This is a genomic window from Gordonia sp. CNJ-863, from assembly GCF_001942325.1.
Taxonomy (GTDB): domain Bacteria; phylum Actinomycetota; class Actinomycetes; order Mycobacteriales; family Mycobacteriaceae; genus Gordonia; species Gordonia alkanivorans.
In genome coordinates this window covers 163,941-182,034 of the sequence record NZ_MKKG01000055.1, presented here as the reverse complement: position 1 = coordinate 182,034, position 18,094 = coordinate 163,941, and the positions used below count along the sequence as shown (strand labels likewise).

At 67.5% G+C, this 18,094-nt stretch carries 19 protein-coding genes; 9 read left to right on the top strand and 10 right to left on the bottom strand.

What is annotated here, in order from left to right; translation table 11 throughout:
• Window position 1 precedes the first annotated feature (1 nt).
• The 3 genes from BJF87_RS21125 to BJF87_RS21115 all read right to left on the bottom strand — a co-directional run bounded on the left by BJF87_RS21125 (window position 2) and on the right by BJF87_RS21115 (window position 3,451).
• Window positions 2-1,231 (bottom strand): DNA recombination protein RmuC, encoded by a 1,230-nt coding sequence (locus BJF87_RS21125; protein WP_035751071.1) that lies wholly within the window; start codon window positions 1,229-1,231, stop codon window positions 2-4.
• Window positions 1,232-1,286: 55 nt separating this feature from the next.
• The gene (locus BJF87_RS21120) at window positions 1,287-1,850 is read right to left on the bottom strand and encodes a methylated-DNA--[protein]-cysteine S-methyltransferase (protein WP_035751074.1); all 564 of its coding nucleotides are present in this window, start codon (window positions 1,848-1,850) and stop codon (window positions 1,287-1,289) included.
• A 68-nt stretch (window positions 1,851-1,918) separates the two neighbouring features.
• Window positions 1,919-3,451 carry a DNA-3-methyladenine glycosylase 2 family protein gene (locus BJF87_RS21115; RefSeq protein ID WP_035751077.1) on the bottom strand — a complete coding sequence of 511 codons (1,533 nt, stop codon included), beginning with the start codon at window positions 3,449-3,451 and terminating at the stop codon, window positions 1,919-1,921.
• A gap of 106 nt (window positions 3,452-3,557) precedes the next feature.
• On the opposite strand from BJF87_RS21115, the gene BJF87_RS21110 reads away from it, so the two are divergent.
• The 5 genes from BJF87_RS21110 to BJF87_RS21090 all read left to right on the top strand — a co-directional run bounded on the left by BJF87_RS21110 (window position 3,558) and on the right by BJF87_RS21090 (window position 7,528).
• Window positions 3,558-3,887, top strand: a complete 330-nt coding sequence (locus BJF87_RS21110) for a hypothetical protein (protein ID WP_230461821.1) — start codon at window positions 3,558-3,560, stop codon at window positions 3,885-3,887.
• Between the two features lie 86 nt (window positions 3,888-3,973).
• Window positions 3,974-5,275, top strand: a complete 1,302-nt coding sequence (locus BJF87_RS21105; RefSeq protein WP_035751080.1) for an AI-2E family transporter — start codon at window positions 3,974-3,976, stop codon at window positions 5,273-5,275.
• Window positions 5,276-5,358: 83 nt separating this feature from the next.
• Entirely contained in the window at window positions 5,359-6,438 is a 1,080-nt protein-coding gene (gene ychF, locus BJF87_RS21100) for a redox-regulated ATPase YchF (RefSeq protein ID WP_035751083.1), read from the top strand.
• Window positions 6,431-6,787 (top strand): zinc ribbon domain-containing protein YjdM, encoded by a 357-nt coding sequence (locus BJF87_RS21095; RefSeq protein ID WP_075863840.1) that lies wholly within the window; start codon window positions 6,431-6,433, stop codon window positions 6,785-6,787. Before ychF ends, BJF87_RS21095 begins: the two co-directional genes overlap by 8 nt.
• A gap of 303 nt (window positions 6,788-7,090) precedes the next feature.
• The gene (locus BJF87_RS21090) at window positions 7,091-7,528 is read left to right on the top strand and encodes a VOC family protein (protein WP_075863839.1); all 438 of its coding nucleotides are present in this window, start codon (window positions 7,091-7,093) and stop codon (window positions 7,526-7,528) included.
• A 3-nt stretch (window positions 7,529-7,531) separates the two neighbouring features.
• Here the strand turns inward: BJF87_RS21090 and BJF87_RS21085 are convergent, their stop codons facing one another.
• Entirely contained in the window at window positions 7,532-7,807 is a 276-nt protein-coding gene (locus tag BJF87_RS21085; RefSeq protein WP_075863838.1) for a hypothetical protein, read from the bottom strand.
• A 130-nt stretch (window positions 7,808-7,937) separates the two neighbouring features.
• Between BJF87_RS21085 and BJF87_RS21080 the strand changes: the two genes are divergently transcribed.
• Complete coding sequence (locus BJF87_RS21080) at window positions 7,938-9,353, top strand: amino acid permease (protein ID WP_075863872.1); 1,416 nt, start codon at window positions 7,938-7,940, stop codon at window positions 9,351-9,353.
• A 65-nt stretch (window positions 9,354-9,418) separates the two neighbouring features.
• Entirely contained in the window at window positions 9,419-9,907 is a 489-nt protein-coding gene (locus tag BJF87_RS21075; protein WP_035751348.1) for a nucleoside deaminase, read from the top strand.
• A 38-nt stretch (window positions 9,908-9,945) separates the two neighbouring features.
• Here BJF87_RS21075 and BJF87_RS21070 read toward each other — a convergent pair whose 3' ends face one another.
• From BJF87_RS21070 to BJF87_RS21060, 4 genes are all read right to left on the bottom strand, one after another.
• Window positions 9,946-11,253: a S1C family serine protease gene (locus tag BJF87_RS21070; RefSeq protein ID WP_035751092.1), complete on the bottom strand. Its 1,308-nt coding sequence runs from the start codon at window positions 11,251-11,253 to the stop codon at window positions 9,946-9,948.
• A 100-nt stretch (window positions 11,254-11,353) separates the two neighbouring features.
• On the bottom strand, window positions 11,354-11,857 hold the full coding sequence (locus BJF87_RS25550) for an SRPBCC family protein (protein WP_035751095.1): 504 nt from the start codon (window positions 11,855-11,857) through the stop codon (window positions 11,354-11,356).
• Complete coding sequence (locus BJF87_RS25545; protein WP_035751097.1) at window positions 11,854-12,561, bottom strand: hemerythrin domain-containing protein; 708 nt, start codon at window positions 12,559-12,561, stop codon at window positions 11,854-11,856. The genes BJF87_RS25550 and BJF87_RS25545 overlap by 4 nt, the downstream gene beginning before the upstream one ends.
• Before the next feature lie 30 nt (window positions 12,562-12,591).
• Complete coding sequence (locus tag BJF87_RS21060; protein WP_035751099.1) at window positions 12,592-13,239, bottom strand: TetR/AcrR family transcriptional regulator; 648 nt, start codon at window positions 13,237-13,239, stop codon at window positions 12,592-12,594.
• A 202-nt stretch (window positions 13,240-13,441) separates the two neighbouring features.
• Here BJF87_RS21060 and BJF87_RS21055 point away from each other — a divergent pair, with 202 nt between their 5' ends.
• Window positions 13,442-14,305, top strand: a complete 864-nt coding sequence (locus tag BJF87_RS21055; protein WP_035751101.1) for a GyrI-like domain-containing protein — start codon at window positions 13,442-13,444, stop codon at window positions 14,303-14,305.
• Between the two features lie 34 nt (window positions 14,306-14,339).
• On the opposite strand, the gene cynS is transcribed toward BJF87_RS21055, so the two are convergent.
• Complete coding sequence (cynS, locus tag BJF87_RS21050) at window positions 14,340-14,792, bottom strand: cyanase (RefSeq protein WP_006357409.1); 453 nt, start codon at window positions 14,790-14,792, stop codon at window positions 14,340-14,342.
• Window positions 14,793-15,111: 319 nt separating this feature from the next.
• Between cynS and BJF87_RS21045 the strand changes: the two genes are divergently transcribed.
• A complete protein-coding gene (locus tag BJF87_RS21045; protein WP_035751103.1) occupies window positions 15,112-15,990 on the top strand; it encodes a formate/nitrite transporter family protein in 879 nt (292 codons plus the stop codon).
• Here BJF87_RS21045 and BJF87_RS21040 read toward each other — a convergent pair.
• Window positions 15,977-18,061, bottom strand: a complete 2,085-nt coding sequence (locus tag BJF87_RS21040; protein ID WP_035751105.1) for a DUF2339 domain-containing protein — start codon at window positions 18,059-18,061, stop codon at window positions 15,977-15,979. The genes BJF87_RS21045 and BJF87_RS21040 overlap by 14 nt on opposite strands.
• Between the last annotated feature and the right edge of the window lie 33 nt (window positions 18,062-18,094).

Here is an 18,094-nt window from a genome sequence, read left to right as displayed (position 1 = left end):
GTCACGGTACCGGTTCATCGGCGGAAATCGCTCCACCCCCGGACCGTGGCGTGGACGCGGCCGCCGATGTCGTCGCAGGTGCCGCCACGGATCCGGCGGACCTGCAGGTGTCGTGGATCACCCGGGGGCGGGGTGGTTCGCTCACGTCGCCCAGAGCGTCGAGTTCGGCGAGGCGTCGAGCGGTGACGCCGAGGCGGCTCTCGACCGAGCCGATGGTCGAGTTGTAGGCGTCGACGGTGCGTTGCAGTGAGGTGCCGAGTGTCCCGAGATGCCCGAGGACACCGGCGAGCCGCTGGTGGAGTTCCATGCCGAGGTCGTGGATCACCGCTGCGTCGCGCGCCATCGCGTCGTGGCGCCAGCCGAGCGCGACGGTCCGCAGCAGTGCGATGAGGGTGGTCGGGGTGGCGATCACCACATTGCGGGCGAAGCCGTACTCGAGGACGTCGGGGTCGGTGCGCACAGCGGCCTCGAGTACCGCGTCGGCGGGCAGGAACAGCACGACCATCTCCGGGGTGTTCTCGAAGGCCGTCCAATAGGCCTTCGCGGACAACCGCGCGATGTGCGCGCGCAGAGCCCGAGCGTGCTCGCCGATCAGACGGTCTCGTGCCTTGGCGTCGGTGGACTCCGCGGCGCGCAGATAGGCGTCGAGCGGCACCTTCGCGTCGACGACGATGTCTCGTCCGCCCGCGAGGTGGACGACGAGGTCTGGCCGGACCGTCGTTCCTTCCCTCGTCTTGTCCGGCAGCGACACCTGGGTGCTGAAGTCGCAGTGCTTGGCCATACCGGCCAGCTCGACGACCCGTTCGAGCTGTACCTCGCCCCACCGGCCGCGCGAATGGGAACTGTGCAGCGCGTTGGCGAGCTGTCGCGTCTGGTCGTTGAGCGCAACCGACGCCGCATGGATGCCGCGAACCTGCTCGGTCAGTCCCGCGTAGGCGCCGATCCGATTGGACTCGACCCGGCGCAGCTCGTCGGAGAGCTGGGCGAGGGTGGCGCGCAGCGGTTCCACGATGTGCTGCACCTGGCCGCCGATCGCGGTGGATTGTCGACGTGCCGCATCCTCGGTGGCCCACGACAACGACGACGCCACCTCGCTGCGGCCCTCGCGCAGCATCTCGACCTCGGCGCGGGCAGCGGCGACCACCCCGGCGCTGCGCGCGGCGTGCGCCCACCAACCCAGCGCGATGCCGAGCAGGACGCCGAATACGAGTGACAGGGCTGCTGCGATCATGCCCTGATGGTGTCGGATGCCTCCGACAAAACCGGCTGGGCGGTGTCGCGCCGGTTCAGTCCCCGGCGGGGGCCTCGAAGTCGAGCAGCCACTTCTTGGTCTCCAGCCCGTAGCGGAAGCCACCCAGCGATCCGTCGCTGCGCTTCACCCGGTGGCATGGCACGAACAGTGCGGCGGCGTTGCGAGCGCACGCGGTTGCCGCTGCCCGGACGGCGGCCGGTTCGCCTGCCCGCTCGGCGAACTCGGTGTAGGTGACCGGCCGGCCCGGTTCGACGAGGCGCAGGGCGTCCCACGCCTTGTTGAGGAAGGTCCCGCCGGAGAGTTGGACCACCTCGACCCGGGACGGTGCCTCGACCTCGCCCGCGTAGTACGCCGACACCGCGTCGGTGAGCTTGCCCAGCGTCTCGGAACGCTGCAGTGATTCCGGGCGCAACGACCGGTGGATGAGTGCGGAGAGGTACGCCGGATCGTCGGTCCACCCGGACGCGAGTACACGTTCGGAGTCGTCGGCGACAACGGTGAACGGGCCGTTGGGGGTGTCGACGGTTGCGTATCCACCGGTGCCGGTGTTGGTCGTGCTGACGTCGGCGTCGGAGACGGTGGGGGACGGTGCGGACATGTCGCTCCTGTCGGATCGGGGTTCGGATCGAATCGGTGTCGGAGGGGGCGTCATAGGAGATCCGCTCGTCATACGTCCTCGCCGTCGCCGGCGAGGCGGTGTCGCCACAGGTGCACCGTCGCGTACGACCGCCACGGTGCCCAGTGGTGCGTGTCGCGCAGATCGAGTCCGAGGTCGGCGGCAGCCCGGGCGACGACCAGGTCGCTCGCGAGCAGGACGTCGGGATCACCCGTCACCCGCATGGTGACGATGTCGGCGGTCCAGGGGCCGATGCCGGGCAGCTCGATCAGCTGCGCACGTAGATCAGACGCATCGACCCCAACATGCGGTTCCACCCGACCTTCGGCCAGGGCCTCGGCCACCCCGATGACGGCGTCGATGCGACGGCGCGGTCCGCGTAGGACGTCCCGCCCGTCGGCGGCTATGGCAGCTGCGGTCGGGAACGCCTTCAGGATGAGGTCGCCCTCGGTTTGCCCGGCGTCGTGCAGCGGTTGGCCCAGCGCGTCGACGAGCCGGTCGATCTGATGCCGTGCGGCCGCGAGACTGACCTGCTGGCCGAGCATCGTGCGGATGATCATCTCGGCGGCGTCGAGACTGCCCGGTACGCGAAGTCCGGGTGCGTCCTCGATCGGCGTGCGGAGCGTCGGGTCGTCGGCGAGGGCGTCTTCGGCGGCGGTGATGTCGGCGTCGAGGTCGAGGAGCCGACGCACGCGGTTCACCGCGGCTCCGAGATCACGCATGTCGAGATGTGTGAGGACCACACCGACGTGGTCGTCGTGGGGTTCGATCTCGGCGACTGCGGGTCCGTGCGGGAGAGCGATGACGCGCTTGAACCGCCAGCCGAGCGGTGCGTCGGCGTCGTCGACCACCGTCTCGACCCCGGCCGCCGCGTGCGCGGACAGGAACCAGCGCATCCAGGGCCAGCGGTAGGGCGAGCGGAACGGCAGACGCAGGGCGACGGTGCCCGGGGCGGACGCCGCGTCGGACCGCGGGCGGTCGCGCCGGTTGCGGAGGCGGCGGAGTTCGGTCGGAGTGAGTCCGAAGACGGCACGGATGGTGTCGTTGAACTGCCGGATGCTGGCGAAGCCCGCGGCGAACGCGACGTCGGACATCGGTAGTGACGTGCACTGGATCAGCACCCGGGCGTTGGTGGCGCGGTGTGCGCGGGCGAGCGCGAGCGGACCGGCTCCCAGGTGGTCGGTGAGGACTCTGTTGAGGTGTCGGGGTGAGTACTTCAGCCGCGCGGCGAGACCGGCGACGCCCTCACGTTCGACCACGCCGTCGGCGATCAGACGCATCGCGCGGGCGGACATGTCGGCGTTGACATTCCACAGCGACGAACCGGGGACGGCGTCGGGGGCGCATCGTCGGCAGGCGCGGTAGCCCTGCTGCTGGGCCGCGGCCGCGGTCAACACGAACGCGACATTGTGCGGTCGGGGCGTCTGCGCGGGACAAGACGGACGGCAGTAGATCCCGGTGGTGCGGACGGTGACGAAGAACTGGCCGTCGAACCGTGCATCCCGGGCTTGGACGGCGCGGTAGCAGCGGTCGAAGTCCGGAGCCGAGCCCGGGATGGTCTGTTCGACGGATGCTGTGGTCACCTGTCCACTCTGACATCCGGCACGCACGAGTTCTGGCGGAAATCGGACGCGGCAACTGACGCCGAACATGTGATCTGAGTAACAGTCCTGTGGCACGATATGCGCCATGTCCACACGGTTCGATGGCCGACGCGGAAGCCGGCATGACGACCTCCCCCTCGCCGGGCTACCCGGATGGGGCCTGGAGATGATGATGGGCCTGTACGGCCCGGAGACGATCCAGCGCGCGCTCACGGAAGAGACCGAGCAGGGCATCACGCCGGTGCCGTGGGACCGCGGGCGAGCCGACGAGTCGCCCAGCGGGCCGATCGACGCGCCGGACATCGAGATGTGCGGTCGGGACGACGTTCCGCCGGTCTTCAACCAGGTCGACGCCGAACTCGAGGCGGTCAACTCGCTGATCCGCTTCCTCGGGCGCAAACTGCGCCGGCGCTGACCGGCCCGAGGGCGTTCGCGCTGGCGAGGCGATGCCATCCGTCACGTCGACGCCGCAATGTCATCGTGGTGTGTGAAGATCCACGGGTGACTGACAGCTCGGATGATCAGCGTGCCGACGGCGAGGCCGGAACCGACAACTCGGATTCCATCCCGGTAGGGGCCGATGCCGTCCTCGGGGGTGACGCCGTTCTCGGCGGGGTCGAGGAGAAGGCGTACCCGACGCGCGCCCAGGTGATGATGGCCGGCCTGCGCTCCTGCGCGACCGTCGGTCTGCAGATCGTGCTGGTGGCGGCCGCCCTCTGGGTGATGTTCTGGCTCCTCGGCAAGTTCTGGGTGATCCTGCTGCCGGTCCTGCTGGCCATCATCGTGTGCACGATCCTGTGGCCGCCGGTGCGATGGATGCGCAATCGTGGCGTACCGGCCGCCGCGGCGTCGTTGCTGATGATGCTGATCGGGCTCGGAGTGCTCGGTGGCGTCATCGGGCTGATCGTGCCGTCGATCGTTTCCCAGGCTCCGGAACTCGCCAACCGTGCGACCGAGGGCGTGCGGCATCTGCAGGACTGGGTCCAGGGACCCCCGCTCAACATCGAGGACGAGCAGCTCGACAACATCGTCAATGCCATCACCAGCAAGTTGCAGTCGAGTGCGTCGACCATCGCCTCGGGTGTGTTCAGCGGCGTGGGCACTGCGACGTCGCTGCTCGTCACCGTCTTCACAGCGTTCGTGCTGGTGTTCTTCTTCCTCAAGGACGGGCCGAAGTTCGTGCCGTGGCTCGACCGTTCGGTCGGCAAGCCCTCCGGTACCCACGTCGGCGAGGTGCTGACCCGGATGTGGAACAGCCTCGGCGGTTTCATCCGTACGCAGGCGGTCGTCAGTTTCGTCGACGCCGCTCTCATCGGTCTCGGCCTGTTCATCCTCGGGGTCCCGCTGGCCGGGGTGCTGGTGGTCGTCACGTTCCTCGGCGGCTTCATCCCGATCGTCGGTGCCTTCGTCGCCGGCGCGCTCGCCGTCCTCATCGCGCTCGTGTCGAACGGCCTGACCACCGCACTCATCCTGCTCGGCGTCATCCTCGCGGTGCAGCAGCTCGAGGGCAACGTGCTGCAGCCTTGGCTGCAGGCAAAGTCGATGGATCTGCACGCTGTGATCGTGCTGCTCTCGGTCACCTTGGGCGGCACCCTGTTCGGCATCACCGGTGCCTTCCTCGCGGTGCCCGCGGTCGCGTCGCTGGCGGTGGTGCTGCGCTACCTGAACGAGCAGATCGCCGAACGGGCCGGGGAGACACTGGCGCCCGAAGGTGCGCCCGTCACGAAACAGAAGGGCGTCCCCGACAAGGAACCGCCGAACGACCCGCCGAACCCGGTCAAGGGTCTGCTGGACCGCGACTGACGACGGGGCCGGCGATCGGAGCCGAGCAGCTAGGCCCGACGCAGCGTCGGGCCTCGCGGCCGGTGCCGATAGACTGGGCGCCCGTGAGTCTCACCCTGGGAATCGTCGGTCTGCCCAACGTCGGTAAGTCGACCCTGTTCAACGCCCTGACCCGTAACGATGTGCTGGCGGCCAACTACCCGTTCGCCACCATCGAGCCCAACGTGGGCGTGGTCGAATTGCCCGACGCACGACTGAAGCGTCTCGCGGAGATCTTCGGCAGCGAGCGCATCCTGCCCGCCACGGTGTCGTTCGTCGACATCGCCGGCATCGTCAAGGGCGCCTCCGAGGGCGAGGGCATGGGCAACCAGTTCCTCGCCAACATCCGCGAGGCCGACGCCATCTGCCAGGTCGTCCGCGTCTTCGACGACGGCGACGTCGTGCACGTCGACGGCCGCGTCGACCCGTTCGCCGACATCGAGGTCATCGAGACCGAGCTGATCCTCGCCGACATGCAGACCCTCGAGAAGGCGATTCCGCGTCTCGAGAAGGACTCGCGCAAGAACAAGGACCTAGTCGAGGCCCTCGAGGCGGCGAAGAAGGCGCAGGAGATCCTCGATAGCGGCAAAACGCTGTTCTCGCAGAAGGATTCGTTCGACCTGTCGTCGGTGCGCGAGCTGCACCTGATGACCGCCAAGCCGTTCCTCTACGTCTTCAACTCCGACGAGGGCGTGCTCACCGACGATGCGAAGAAGGCCGAACTGCGTGCCGCCATCGCACCCGCCGACGCCGTGTTCCTCGACGCGAAGGTCGAGAGCGAACTCCTCGAACTCGACGAAGAAGACGCCCAGGAGCTGCTCGACTCGATCGGCCAGAACGAGCCCGGCCTGACGTCGCTGGCCCGCGCCGGTTTCCATACCCTCGGCCTGCAGACCTACCTCACCGCAGGCCCCAAGGAGTCGCGCGCCTGGACGATCCGTCAGGGCGACACCGCACCCAAGGCCGCCGGAGTCATCCACACCGACTTCGAGAAGGGCTTCATCAAAGCCGAGATCGTGTCCTTCGCCGACCTCGACGAAGCCGGCTCGATGGCCGCGGCCAAGGCTGCCGGCAAGGTCCGGATGGAGGGCAAGGACTACATCATGCAGGACGGCGATGTGGTTGAGTTCCGCTTCAATGTCTGACCAGTTGCCGCCCTGCCCGGAGTGCTCGCAGGAATTCACCTACGAGCAGGGCGCACTCCTGGTGTGCCCGATGTGTGGGCATGAGTGGTCGGCCTCCGAAGCCGCCGAAGCTGCGGCTGATGCGGTGATCAAGGATTCGGTCGGCAACGTGCTCGCCGACGGCGACACCGTGACCATCGTCAAGACCGTCAAGGTCAAGGGCGGTGGCGGCGGCGTCATCAAGATCGGCACCAAGGTGCGCAACATCCGGCTCATCTCCGACGGCGTCGGTGACCACGACATCGACGCGAAGATCCCGGATTTCGGCCAGATGCAACTGAAGTCGAGCGTGGTGAAGAAGGTTCTGTGAGTTCTCGTTGCGTTTTGTCGCGGTCTGCGGCACACAACGCAACGGCTGCTCAGCGTCACGGTGCGACGGGGTAGTCGCTCCGAATCGCGACGCGGTTCCACGCGTTCATCACGACCGCGAGCCGCGTCCCACGGGGCCGCCGACCAGCGGTTCGCCGGTTGCTTCGCAGATGTGGCGGGTCCCGCCGGGTGCAGTTCCGTGAGCCATGGTCAACGGTCCGATGCCCTCCCGTCCGAGATCTATAGCCTTAGATCTGACGGCGATTTCGCGCTACGGATCTGGGCGCAGAGCTACCGTGGCGACATGGCTATCAAACTCGAGAACGTCGGAATCGCGGTCCGCGACATCGAGGCGGCGATCGCCTTTTTCACCGACCTCGGCCTCAGCGTCGTCGGACGTGACGAGGTCAGCGGCGAATGGGCTTCCATCGCAGTCGGTCTCGACGGCAACCACGCCAAGGTCGCGATGCTGCAGACGCCGGGCGGGCAGGGGCAACTCGAGCTCTTCGAGTACATCCACCCCGCCGCCATCGAGACGACGCCGACGCTGCCCAACGAGATCGGCATGCACCGCGTTGCCTTCTCCGTCGACGACATCGACGCGGCGCTCGAGATCGCCGCGAAGCACGGCTGCCATCCGCTGCGGGGCGTCGCGAACTACGAGAACATCTACAAGCTCTCCTACCTCCGCGGCCCCAGCGACATCATCGTGATGCTCGCGCAGGATCTGACGAAGGTTTGACGCTCAGGGCACGAAGAACGTCGCGAAGCCGGACGTCACGTCCCCCGGGGTTCCCTGGAGCATCGTGAGAACAACCTGTCCGGTCCCGGTTGGTAGTACCGCTTCCGGTGGGAAACCGTTCAGGCCGTTCGACATCCGGGCCGCCCCACTCGAGCCCGTCGACAGATTGAGCCAGCGCACGTCGGCACAGATCAGGCAGCCCCAGCGGCGGAATCCTGTCCCGGTGAGCGCGGACAGAACGACGATGGCGACGGTTCGAACGCGATGCCTTCGATCCATAGTTCGAAATCGCCTGGGCGCGGGTTCGAGCTATGAGACGGCCGGTCAGGTTTCGGAGGCGCACCGGTTGGGCACATCCGGGGGCGGCGCCCGTCGTGGCGTGGAACACACGGATGGAAGCGATGCCGCGATGAGTGAAACCCCGGCGCGAGTGAGCGCCTCCGGCCCGCCGGCCGACCGGCTCGGATCGAGCCTCAAGCCCCGCCACATCACGATGATCTCCATCGCCGGGGTCATCGGCGCCGGTCTGTTCGTCGGCTCGGCGAATGCGATCGAGAAGGCCGGCCCGGCCGTGCTGATCTCGTATGCGCTGGCCGGCACGCTCGTCGTGCTGGTCATGCGGATGCTCGGCGAGATGGCGACCGCCGACCCCGACACCGGCTCGTTCTCCGTCTACGCCGACCGTGCCCTGGGCAGGTGGGCCGGGTTCTCCGTCGGCTGGCTGTACTGGTGGTTCTGGGTGCTGGTGATCCCGGTCGAGGCGACCGCGGCAGCCGCCATCCTGACCGACCTGATCGGCGGTGCCCAGTGGATCTGGGCGCTTGCCGTGACGGTCGCATTGACCGTCACCAACCTGATCAGCGTCGGCAACTACGGCGAGTTCGAGTTCTGGTTCGCGCTCATCAAGGTCGTGGCCATCGTGGCGTTCATCGTGGTGGGCATCCTGGCGATCCTCGGCCTCATCCCTCATTCGGGGGTGAGCGGTCTCCATCATCTGTGGGAGCCGGATGGCTTCATGCCCAACGGTTTCGGTGCGGTCATCGCGGGACTTCTGGTGACGATGTTCTCGTTCATGGGCACCGAGATCGTCACGATCGCGGCCGCGGAATCACCCGATCCGAAGCGCGGCATCACCAAGGCCGTGAACTCGGTGATCTGGCGGATCTCGCTCTTCTACCTCGGCTCGATCTTTGTCGTCGTGGCGCTGATGCCGTACAACCAGCTGTCCGACGGTTCGTATCAGTCGGTGCTGGAGGCGATCGGCCTGCCCGGGTCGGCATTCATCATGGACCTCGTGATCCTGACGGCCGTGGCGTCGTGCCTGAACTCCGCGCTCTACACCGCCTCGCGGATGCTGTATTCGCTCGGCAGGCGACGCGACGCCCCACAGGCGGTCCGTTCGCTGACCGGCAACGGCGTCCCGTGGGTCGCGGTGCTGGCGTCGATGGTCGTCGGGTTCGTCGCCGTCATCGGCAACTATGTGTTGCCTGACAAGATCTTCGGCTACCTCCTCGCGACGAGCGGCGCGGTCGCGCTGTTCGTCTACCTGAGCGTCTCCGCGAGTCAGCTGGTGCTCGGTCGGTCGCTGCGGGCCCGAGGAGAGCAGCCGCCTGTCCGGATGTGGCTGTTCCCGTACCTGACGATCGTGGTGATGGTGTTCATCGTCGGTGTCCTGGTGCTGATGGCCTTCGCCGCCGAGCAGCGGGAGGCCATCGGGTTGTCGGCGCTGTCGGCTGTGGTGATCGTGACGATCGGCGTCGTGCTGCATCGACGCCGGTCCGATGAGGTGGAGGAAGAACCCGAGACGGCCGTCAGGCACGTGTGATCGGCGAGGTTGGGCAGGACGACGTACTGGTTGCTTGGTGACCGTCGGATCGGCAACCTTGCGGTATGAGTTCCCGCACCGACGCCTCAGGTATCGATTTATCGCTCCTGCTGGACACCGCCTACCAGCAGGCCCGACTGGGTCTCGACGAGGGCGGCATCCCGATCGGTGCCGCACTGTTCGCCGCCGACGGGACCCTGCTCGGGGAGGGGCGTAATCGCCGTGTCCAACACGACGACCCGTCGGTGCACGGTGAGACCGACGCCTTCCGTGCAGCCGGCCGGCAACGGGACTACTCGTCGACGATCATGGTCACCACGCTCGCACCGTGCTGGTACTGCAGCGGACTGATCCGGCAGTTCGGCATCGGAGCAGTGGTGATCGGGGAGAACCGTTCCTTCCAGGGCGGACAGGACTGGCTCGCCGAGCTCGGGATCTCGGTCACGATCCTCGATGACGAACGCTGCTACACGATGATGTCGGACTTCATCGCGACCAATCCTGGCCTGTGGAACGAGGACATCGGCGTCGTCGGCGAGGAGAACCGGACCTGACCGCCCCGATGCGATCACCGTCGGCTGAACTCATCCGGTCAGGGCAACTGACCGAACGGGTTGCCGCCGAAGGGAAGACGTGATCCTCCGGACTGTCCGTCGGACTCGGGGACCGTCGTCTGCTGCTTGTCGACGGTGCTCCCCAGCTTCACCTTGACCGTGCGGGCGCCGGAACCGGAACCGATCGTCACGGGTACCGTCTCGCCCGGTGCGTGCGTCAGCACCTGTGCCATCAGGTCGGCGTAGTCGGCGACCGGAGTGTCGCCGATCTTCGTGATCACATCGCCGCTCGAGATACCCGCCGACGCGGCCGGCCCGCCCTTCTGGACCGTTACCGTCGCGCCGTCCTCCCGGTCCGACGACGACAACGAACCAGACACTCCCAGAACGGGTTTCGTTGCCTCCCCGTCCTTCAGCAACTGGTTCGCGATGCGTTCGGCGGTGTTGATCGGGATTGCGAAGCCGAGTCCGAAGGACTGCGGGCCACCGGAGGAGGCCTGCCCGGTGTCGACGGCTGAGTTCACCGCGACCACCTGGCCCTGCAGGTTCACCAGCGGCCCACCGGAATTGCCCGGGTTGATGGGGGTGTCGGTCTGCAAGCCGTTGTAGACGGTGACCCCGGAACCGCTCTCGTCGCCGGCGGCCACGGTCCGCGAGAGTGCGCTGACGATGCCGGAGGTCACCGTGTTGGAGAGGCTGTCGGGGCTACCCACGGCCACCACCTGTTCGCCGACCTGCAGGGCATCCGAGTCACCGAGAATCGCCGGGGTGAGGCCCGACGCGCCGTCGAGCTTGATCACCGCGAGGTCGTACGACGGGGAGGTGCCGGTGATCGTAGCGGGATATTGCTTTCCGTCGCTGGTGGACACCACGATCTTGCTACCCGATCCGGCCCCTGCCACCACATGGTTGTTGGTCAGGACATATCCGTCCGAGGAGAGGACGATGCCGCTGCCCACCGCTGTGCCCTGCGCCATCTGCACCTTGATGTCCGCGGTCGATTTGGACGCAACCTGTGCCGCGTAGGTCACCGACCCGGGCTTGACGTCGGCCGCGTTCACCGTGTTCGCGGGTTGCGAGCTGAGTACCGGCGCAGTCGGTGTGGCCTGGTGGTCGAGTAGCGCGCTCCCGCCGACACCGATGGCGCCGCCGAGGAGGCCCGCGAGCAGAGCGGTCACGATGATCGGCTTCGTCACGGTACGGGGGCGTGGCGACGGGGATGGCGAGCCGGGCGCGGGTACCGGATCGACGGGCGGACCGTCCCAGCCGCCGTACGGGGGCAGGGGCGGGCCGGGCTGACCCAGCGGCGCGGTGGGGGTGCGGTCGGGGGACTGAGGTGCGTTCACGGCACCACGATGCCGGTGCTCCTTGAGAACAAGCCGCTGATTACCTGCGAACTTCCTGACAGCTCAGATGGTGGGCTTCAGGTGTTTCTCGGAATGGTCGTCACGCGTCGTGGGTCGGGAGTGGTTTGCGCGGGCGGGCTGCGGCGAGTGCGGCCAGTCGATCGAGGTCCTCGGCGAGTGCGGCCCGCCGATCGCGGTGCCCCTTGATCAGGAGCCAGTAGATGCGGTCGAAACCCGGTGCGACATGGAGCACGTCGTAGGCCTGCACGATCCGCGTGCCGCCCGCTTCCGGTTCGAGCGTGATCCGCCATTCGGTGCTGTCGATCTTGCCCATCAGCCCGGTGGTCTTCCAGGACAGTAGATGTGGTCGCTCGACGGTGGTGAACACACACGACCGGCTCCACAGGTAGATGCCGGACTTGTTGGTGCCGCGGAAGCGGACGCCCGGCGCCGCTGCCTGCTCTGGACCGACCCAGTGCGCGCCGCGGCACTCGTGACTCCACTCGCCGACCCGCGTCACATCGGAGACGATGTCGAAGACGGCCTCGGGCGGCGCTTCGGCATACGACTCTGTGCGTCCATGGTGGGCCACGCGCCGCGTCATGATGCGCTCTTCGCGCCGACGGTGACCGGGCCGATCCTCGACGCCCCGCCGTGTCCCCAGATGAGTTCGGCGCGGCGTCGGTAACCCCGCGCGAAGCCGTGGACGAGGATGAACCTCGGTACGGCCGGCACCACGCCGAGGATCAATGCCCGATCGTCATCACTGAGACCGTCGATGGCCCAATGCCCCTCCCGGCCGAGTTCGACGAATCCCTTTGGTTTGACGAAGTATTCGTGTTCGACATCGCGATACTCCGCGGTGCTGATCGTGGCCGCGACGACCGGCATCGCCTCGAGCTCCTCTCGTTCGAGGTGGGGGAGTAGGACTTCGGAGAGCCGATCCAGCGCGTCGAGAAGCGTGTTCCGTGCCTCCGCGTCCGTGCGGTAGGCAGAGGCGGCGTCGACCAAAGCGTCGACGGCGGGGGCGATGCGAAGGTGGTCGGCTTCCATGTCATCGAGAAGTGCTGCGGCACCGGGGTTTCGCGACCGGATGAGCGGCCACAGTCCCTCGTCCTCGCCGGTGTGGTGGAGATGGAGGAAGTGCATCATCCACGTGAGGTGGTCGGCGAGGGCGCGTCGTCGGGCGTCTTCGGGATAGGGCGGTGACGTGAGAACGACACGGGCACGCCTTAAGTCGCGGCGGAGCGCGCTGTGCACGACGCCCATGCTCCGGGTGTCGGCGGGTTCGTGCGGGGTGGTGGACATGGCGCTGTCCTCTCATTCGAAGGGCTGGAGTCAATTTGGACCGAGCAGCCGCAGGGTGGCGTCGGCGAGCCAGTTTTGATAGCGCGTCTGGCTCCATCCGGCGTTGTTGACGAGCAGGTCGTAGACCTCGGTGCTGATCACCGCCCACAGCCCCCCGGCTTCGTCGTCGGTGAGCGTGCGTCCGGCGATCGATTCGCCGGCGGTCCGCACGTCCGACCGTTGACGGCGGTACGCGTCGGCGAGCCGGGCGGCGAGTTCGGGGTCGAAAGAGGCGCCTTCCCGCAGCGCGCGGTACAGACCCGCGGTTCTGCCGTAGACCTCGGCGGCCAGGGCGGCGCCGGCTGCCGCACGTTCACGACGATTGCCGGCGGACATCGCGGCGAACCCCGGGCGCTCGACGAGGGGGACCGGACGATCGTCCCCGACGACCGCCACGTCGAACGCGGCGAGGAAAAGCCTTGTCTTCGAGCCGAATTTGGCATAGACGGTCTCGAAGGACACGCCGGCCCCGGCCGCGATCTCGCGTACCCCGACCGACCATCCACGCTCGGCGAACATCCTGATGGCCGTGTCGAGCACACGTGCGCGGGTTTCAGCCGCCTGGTCACGTCGCAGTGACGAGTCGTAGCTTCTCCGCGTCGCGGTGGCTGCGGAGGACTGCGGGTCTGACGTGCCCATACCTGAGTATGCGACTGGGTTCAATTCAATACAAGGGGTGTCAGACGAAAAGTTCGAGCGAGTGATCTGCGCGGCGCCGTTTCATAGCTCGAAGCCGCGGTGGGCGCGAGTCGGAGCTATGGAACGCGCTGATAATTCCTGCCCGGAACGATCGGGTCCGGGGCCATGCAGAGGGACCATGATCGTGGACGAAAGGAGAGCCATGATCGGCACGCTCAACGCACTCGTCGACCTCGTCGACCGGACCACCGACGAGCCCATCGACCTGGCCGGATTCGCCCGGTCCCACGGGACGACGGAGTATCACCTGCGTCGGATGTTCGCCTCGCTGGCCGGGATGCCGTTCTCGGAGTACGTGCGGCGTCGTCGGATGACCCTCGCGGCAACGGATCTCGTGAGCAGCCACACCGGCCTGCTGGATCTCGCGGTGCGCTACGGCTATTCGTCGGTCGAGGCGTTCGGCCGGGCCTTTCGCACGGTTCATGGAGTGTCACCGTCGGACGTGCGGGCACATGGCGGTCCTTTCGAAACACAAGCCGTACTCAGGTTTCGCCTGATCGTCGAAGGGAGTCGTCCCATGGACGTCACGATCACCGACCGACCCGCATTCGTACTCGCCGGGCACGCAGCACAGGTGCCGCTCATCTACGAGGGGGTCAATCCGCACATCCAGCAGCACATCGCGTCGATCGCGCCCGAGGAACACGCCCGACTCAAGTCGCTCAACGACACCGAACCCGCCGGCATCCTGGCCATCACGGACGGAAGCGAGCCCGACGCGCCCGAAGGGATACTGGTCACCTACCTGCACGGTGTTGCGCTGCAGCACGATTCGACGGTGCCGGCGGACCTGTCGGGCATCCCGGTGACCGCCGGGGCGTGGGCCACATTTCGGTCGTCCGGTCCGTTCCCGCAGACGCTCCAGAAGACCTGGGCCGCGACGGCCACCGAGTGGTTCCCGTCGAATCCGTGGCGACTGCGGCCCGGCCCCACATTCGTGCGCTACCTCGAACTGACCGCGTCGTACGCCGACGCCGAGATCTGGATGCCGGTCGAACGAGCCTGAGCACCACAGAACGGCGGCGAGGCCGACGAGGCGGTCACCAGTTGTAGTCGAGGAACTTCCCGTCGAAGGTCACGACGACGCGGTCGCCACCCGGGTCGGCGCGACGCGCGATGTCGACCTTGAAGTTGATCGCGCTCATGATCCCGTCGCCGAACTCCTCGTGGATGAGTTCCTTGAGCGCCGGACCGTAGACGTCCAGGGCCTCGTAGAAGCGGTAGATCGTGGGGTCGCTGGTCGCGGCTTCGTCGGGGGTCCGGGTCGGTTGTCGGCGCAGGCTCTCGGCGACGCCCTCGCCGAGGCCGAGCATCTCGACCACCGCGGTGGCCTTGTCCGCCGGGACGGGATGTTTGCCGAGCAGGGCCGCGACCGTCCACACCAGCGGCGCGTCGATCTTCTCGGCGATCGCTGCCCAGGTGAGTCCCTGCCGGATTCGGGCCGCGACGATGAGGTCGGCGGCGTCGGACTTCGGCATGATCGGGGTGGTCATCGTGTCTCCTCGGTCGGTTCGGTGATGCCCGTCGACGCGGGGATCGGCGATCTGGTCGAATCCTGTTGATACGTCGAGGGTGATCTCCACCATGCGCACGTGCCGGCGGATTTCCAAGGTGCTGCCGGACTCAGCCGAAGAGTTCACACGACGGACACGGCGGTACGAGGAAGAGGTAATCGCGGTGAAACATCACCGCGGCGAACCGCTCGAGAGAGGTCGATGTAACACCGGGTCGTCCCGACGACACCTCCACGACATGTGGCCTCGTTTCGATGGGGGACAAGAGTCACGAATCGAAACGCTCGGGGAGAATGTCTTGTCTTATGTGAATCCGTCCGAATTCGCGGTGAAGATGGTGGACGCCGGTGAGGCGAAGGTGTTCCTGTCCACCCGCGACACGATCATCCGCGCTTACATGGCCGGAGCGATCCTTGCTCTCGCGGCCGCATTCGCTGTGACGGTCACCGTCCGCACCGGTGAACCACTGCTCGGGGCGTTGCTGTTCCCGGTCGGCTTCTGTCTGCTGTATCTGATGGGTTTCGACCTGCTCACCGGGGTGTTCACGCTCGTCCCGCTCGCCCTGATCGACAAACGACGCGGTGTGACGGTGAAATCCATGCTGCGCAATTGGAGTTGGGTGTTCCTGGGGAACTTCCTGGGCGCCTTCACCGTCGCGGTGATGATGGCGGTGATCGTGACCTACGGCTTCAGTGTCGACCCGGACGAGGTGGGCCGGCAGCTCGGCGAGATCGGGCACAGCCGGACCGTCGGATATGCCGAGCACGGCGCCGCCGGGATGCTCACGCTGTTCATCCGTGGCGTCCTGTGTAACTGGATGGTGTCCACCGGTGTCGTCGGAGCGATGATGTCGACGTCGTTGCCCGGCAAGGTTCTCGCCATGTGGATGCCGGTGATGGTGTTCTTCTACATGGGATTCGAGCACTCGATCGTCAACATGTTCCTGTTCCCCTCGGGTCTGATGCTCGGTGGCGACTTCTCGATCGGCGACTACCTCGTCTGGAACGAGATCCCCACGGTCATCGGTAATCTCGTCGGTGGTCTCACCTTCGTCGGGCTCACGATCTACATCACCCACGCACGCACCGCCGCCGACCGTCGGCCCGTCTCCCATGATGAGACGGCCGAGGTCGACGTCGCGGCACCCGCCGAGATCGAGAGCGTCAAGACGGTCTGACCGGAGTATCCGCTCCCGGGGTTGTCGTCGGCGACCCCGGGACGCGTTCGCCCTGGAGCGCCCTGGCATACCAGGCGCCGAGCCCCAGCAGGATCAGGCCCGTCACGATGAACACGAGGACCCGGAAGATCCCGTCGAGGGTGGCAAGGTCGAACAGGAACAGCTTGGCCATCGCCGCGGCGACGAGCACCAGACCGCCGGTGACCGCGGCGGTGCGCTCGTTGCCGGTATGGCGCCGGGCGAAGGCCAGCGCCGCGCCGGCGAGAACGACCCAGCAGGTGGTCGCGACGACATGCCCGCCGAGGAATCCGTCGGCCCCGGCGAACAACACCCCGGCGTTCACGCTGATGGCGGTCACCGCGTACACCACGACCACGCCAGCCGCGGCGTAGGCGACACGGGCCAGATCCCCAGCGGTCAGCCGGGTCCACCCGACGGCAATCGCGATGGCCCCGACGGCGGCGAGCATGCTGCCCACCAGGATCGACAGGGAGGCGTTGTCCTCGACCAGTCGCGCCTGGGCCAGGACGTAGGGCGGCATGTCGTCGAGCAGTGCCGCGAAACCGATGCCCCAGATCACCGTGCTCCCGGCCAGCAGGACCAGCGACGTCGCCGACCAGGCACGGGCGACCAGGGCGGTCACCGTCGCGAGGCCGAGCACCGCGGACACCGCCACCGTGCCGTCGAAGCACACGAGGATCGCGACGAACAGTACGACGAGCGAGGTCGCGGTCCAGATCTGAGCGACCACGTCGGGGAGTTCGAAGTGCTCGGTCCGGACCGCCGAGCAGGTGACGGCGACACCGATGACGAGCACGGCGACCGCCGCCTGCAGCGCAACCGCACCCGCGGTGTCCAGGACCGCACCGGCGAACAGGACCGGGATCGTCGTGGCCGACGCCAGACCTGCGAACAGCTCACGGAATCGGGTGGTGGGCATCGCCACGAGCGCGCCCGCGAACCCGAGGACGATCACGACGAGTGCGGCACCGGCGAACTGGAATCCGGTGTTCGTGGTGCTCGTTCCGCCCAGGGCGGCCAAGCCGACGACGGTGAGCGGGATCGTGGGCGCGGCCAGTCGCACGGTGTGCAACCAGATCCAGTCGCGGCCCCACTGAACCCACGCCGACGCAGCGGCGAGAACCACCATGAATGCGATCAGGGTCATGTCGAGACCGCCGGTCAGCATCGGACCGAGAACGATGAGCGGAACCACCACGAGCAGGCCGAGATGTTCACTGCGCCAGCGATATGCGAGGACCAGGCCGCCGGCCGCAACGATCCCGGCGACGGTCAGTCCCGCCACGATGGGCAGCCACTCGTAGATCTTGGTGGCGGCCAGGACGTCGAGATAGCCGGCCGCAATTCCTGTTGCGGCCGTGGCGATCGCGCCGATCCGGCCATCCGGCTTGCGGCGCAACCAGATCGCGGTGCCGACGAGCGCAGTCGCGAGCATCGCGCCGCCCGCAACGCGGAACTCTGGGCGCAGGATGCCGGCCTGTGCGGCCAGGACCAGCAGCAGGGCGATGCCGATCAATGTGACGCCCACACCGGCGGTGGCGAGAATCTTGCCGATCAGACCTCGCTCGGCGGCCGCGGCGACACGCTCGGACAACGGGCGCGCGGGGGGACGCGGCTGCGGAGGAGCGGCCGGCGGTCGCACCATCGGACCGTACGCGGGATGCGGCCCCGGACGTGACGGAGCCGGCGGGATGGGCGGTCCGTAGGCGTACGAACCCTGATTCGGCGGACGTCCGGGTGACGCCCACTGAGTTGCCGGTTGCGGGTTGGCCGGCGGCGGGCCCATCGGAGGTGCGGGTGCCGGGGCCACGGTCGGCGGGGTGAGCGGTCCGGCCGGATGCTCCTGCTGGAGAGGTTTCGACTGTACCGGACGGTCGGGCCGCGCGGCGTCGCCGGCAGGACCCTCGACATCTGCGACGATCCGCCGCAGTTCGGCGAACTCGGCCGAGACGGTGGACATCTGGCGGGCGATGGCATCGAACTCGGTGGAGATCCGCGCGAGTGTCGCGGCGCCCGGATCGCCCCCGAACGTGCTGCTGGATGTGGTCATGGAATGACCCTGTCTCCTCGAGGTCCACGGGAC

Bases quoted from the DNA above. Each gene is read 5' to 3' on its own strand.
- BJF87_RS21080 (WP_075863872.1), top strand. From the start codon at position 7,938: ATGAGTGAAACCCCGGCGCGAGTGAGCGCCTCCGGCCCGCCGGCCGAC.
- BJF87_RS21095 (WP_075863840.1), top strand. From the start codon at position 6,431: ATGTCTGACCAGTTGCCGCCCTGCCCGGAGTGCTCGCAGGAATTCACC.
- BJF87_RS21040 (WP_035751105.1), bottom strand. From the start codon at position 18,061: ATGACCACATCCAGCAGCACGTTCGGGGGCGATCCGGGCGCCGCGACA.
- cynS (WP_006357409.1), bottom strand. From the start codon at position 14,792: ATGACCACCCCGATCATGCCGAAGTCCGACGCCGCCGACCTCATCGTC.
- BJF87_RS21120 (WP_035751074.1), bottom strand. From the start codon at position 1,850: ATGTCCGCACCGTCCCCCACCGTCTCCGACGCCGACGTCAGCACGACC.
- BJF87_RS21075 (WP_035751348.1), top strand. From the start codon at position 9,419: ATGAGTTCCCGCACCGACGCCTCAGGTATCGATTTATCGCTCCTGCTG.
- BJF87_RS21090 (WP_075863839.1), top strand. From the start codon at position 7,091: ATGGCTATCAAACTCGAGAACGTCGGAATCGCGGTCCGCGACATCGAG.
- BJF87_RS25545 (WP_035751097.1), bottom strand. From the start codon at position 12,561: ATGTCCACCACCCCGCACGAACCCGCCGACACCCGGAGCATGGGCGTC.
- BJF87_RS21085 (WP_075863838.1), bottom strand. From the start codon at position 7,807: ATGGATCGAAGGCATCGCGTTCGAACCGTCGCCATCGTCGTTCTGTCC.
- BJF87_RS21060 (WP_035751099.1), bottom strand. From the start codon at position 13,239: ATGGGCACGTCAGACCCGCAGTCCTCCGCAGCCACCGCGACGCGGAGA.
- BJF87_RS21125 (WP_035751071.1), bottom strand. From the start codon at position 1,231: ATGATCGCAGCAGCCCTGTCACTCGTATTCGGCGTCCTGCTCGGCATC.
- BJF87_RS21110 (WP_230461821.1), top strand. From the start codon at position 3,558: ATGTCCACACGGTTCGATGGCCGACGCGGAAGCCGGCATGACGACCTC.
- BJF87_RS25550 (WP_035751095.1), bottom strand. From the start codon at position 11,857: ATGACGCGGCGCGTGGCCCACCATGGACGCACAGAGTCGTATGCCGAA.
- BJF87_RS21055 (WP_035751101.1), top strand. From the start codon at position 13,442: ATGATCGGCACGCTCAACGCACTCGTCGACCTCGTCGACCGGACCACC.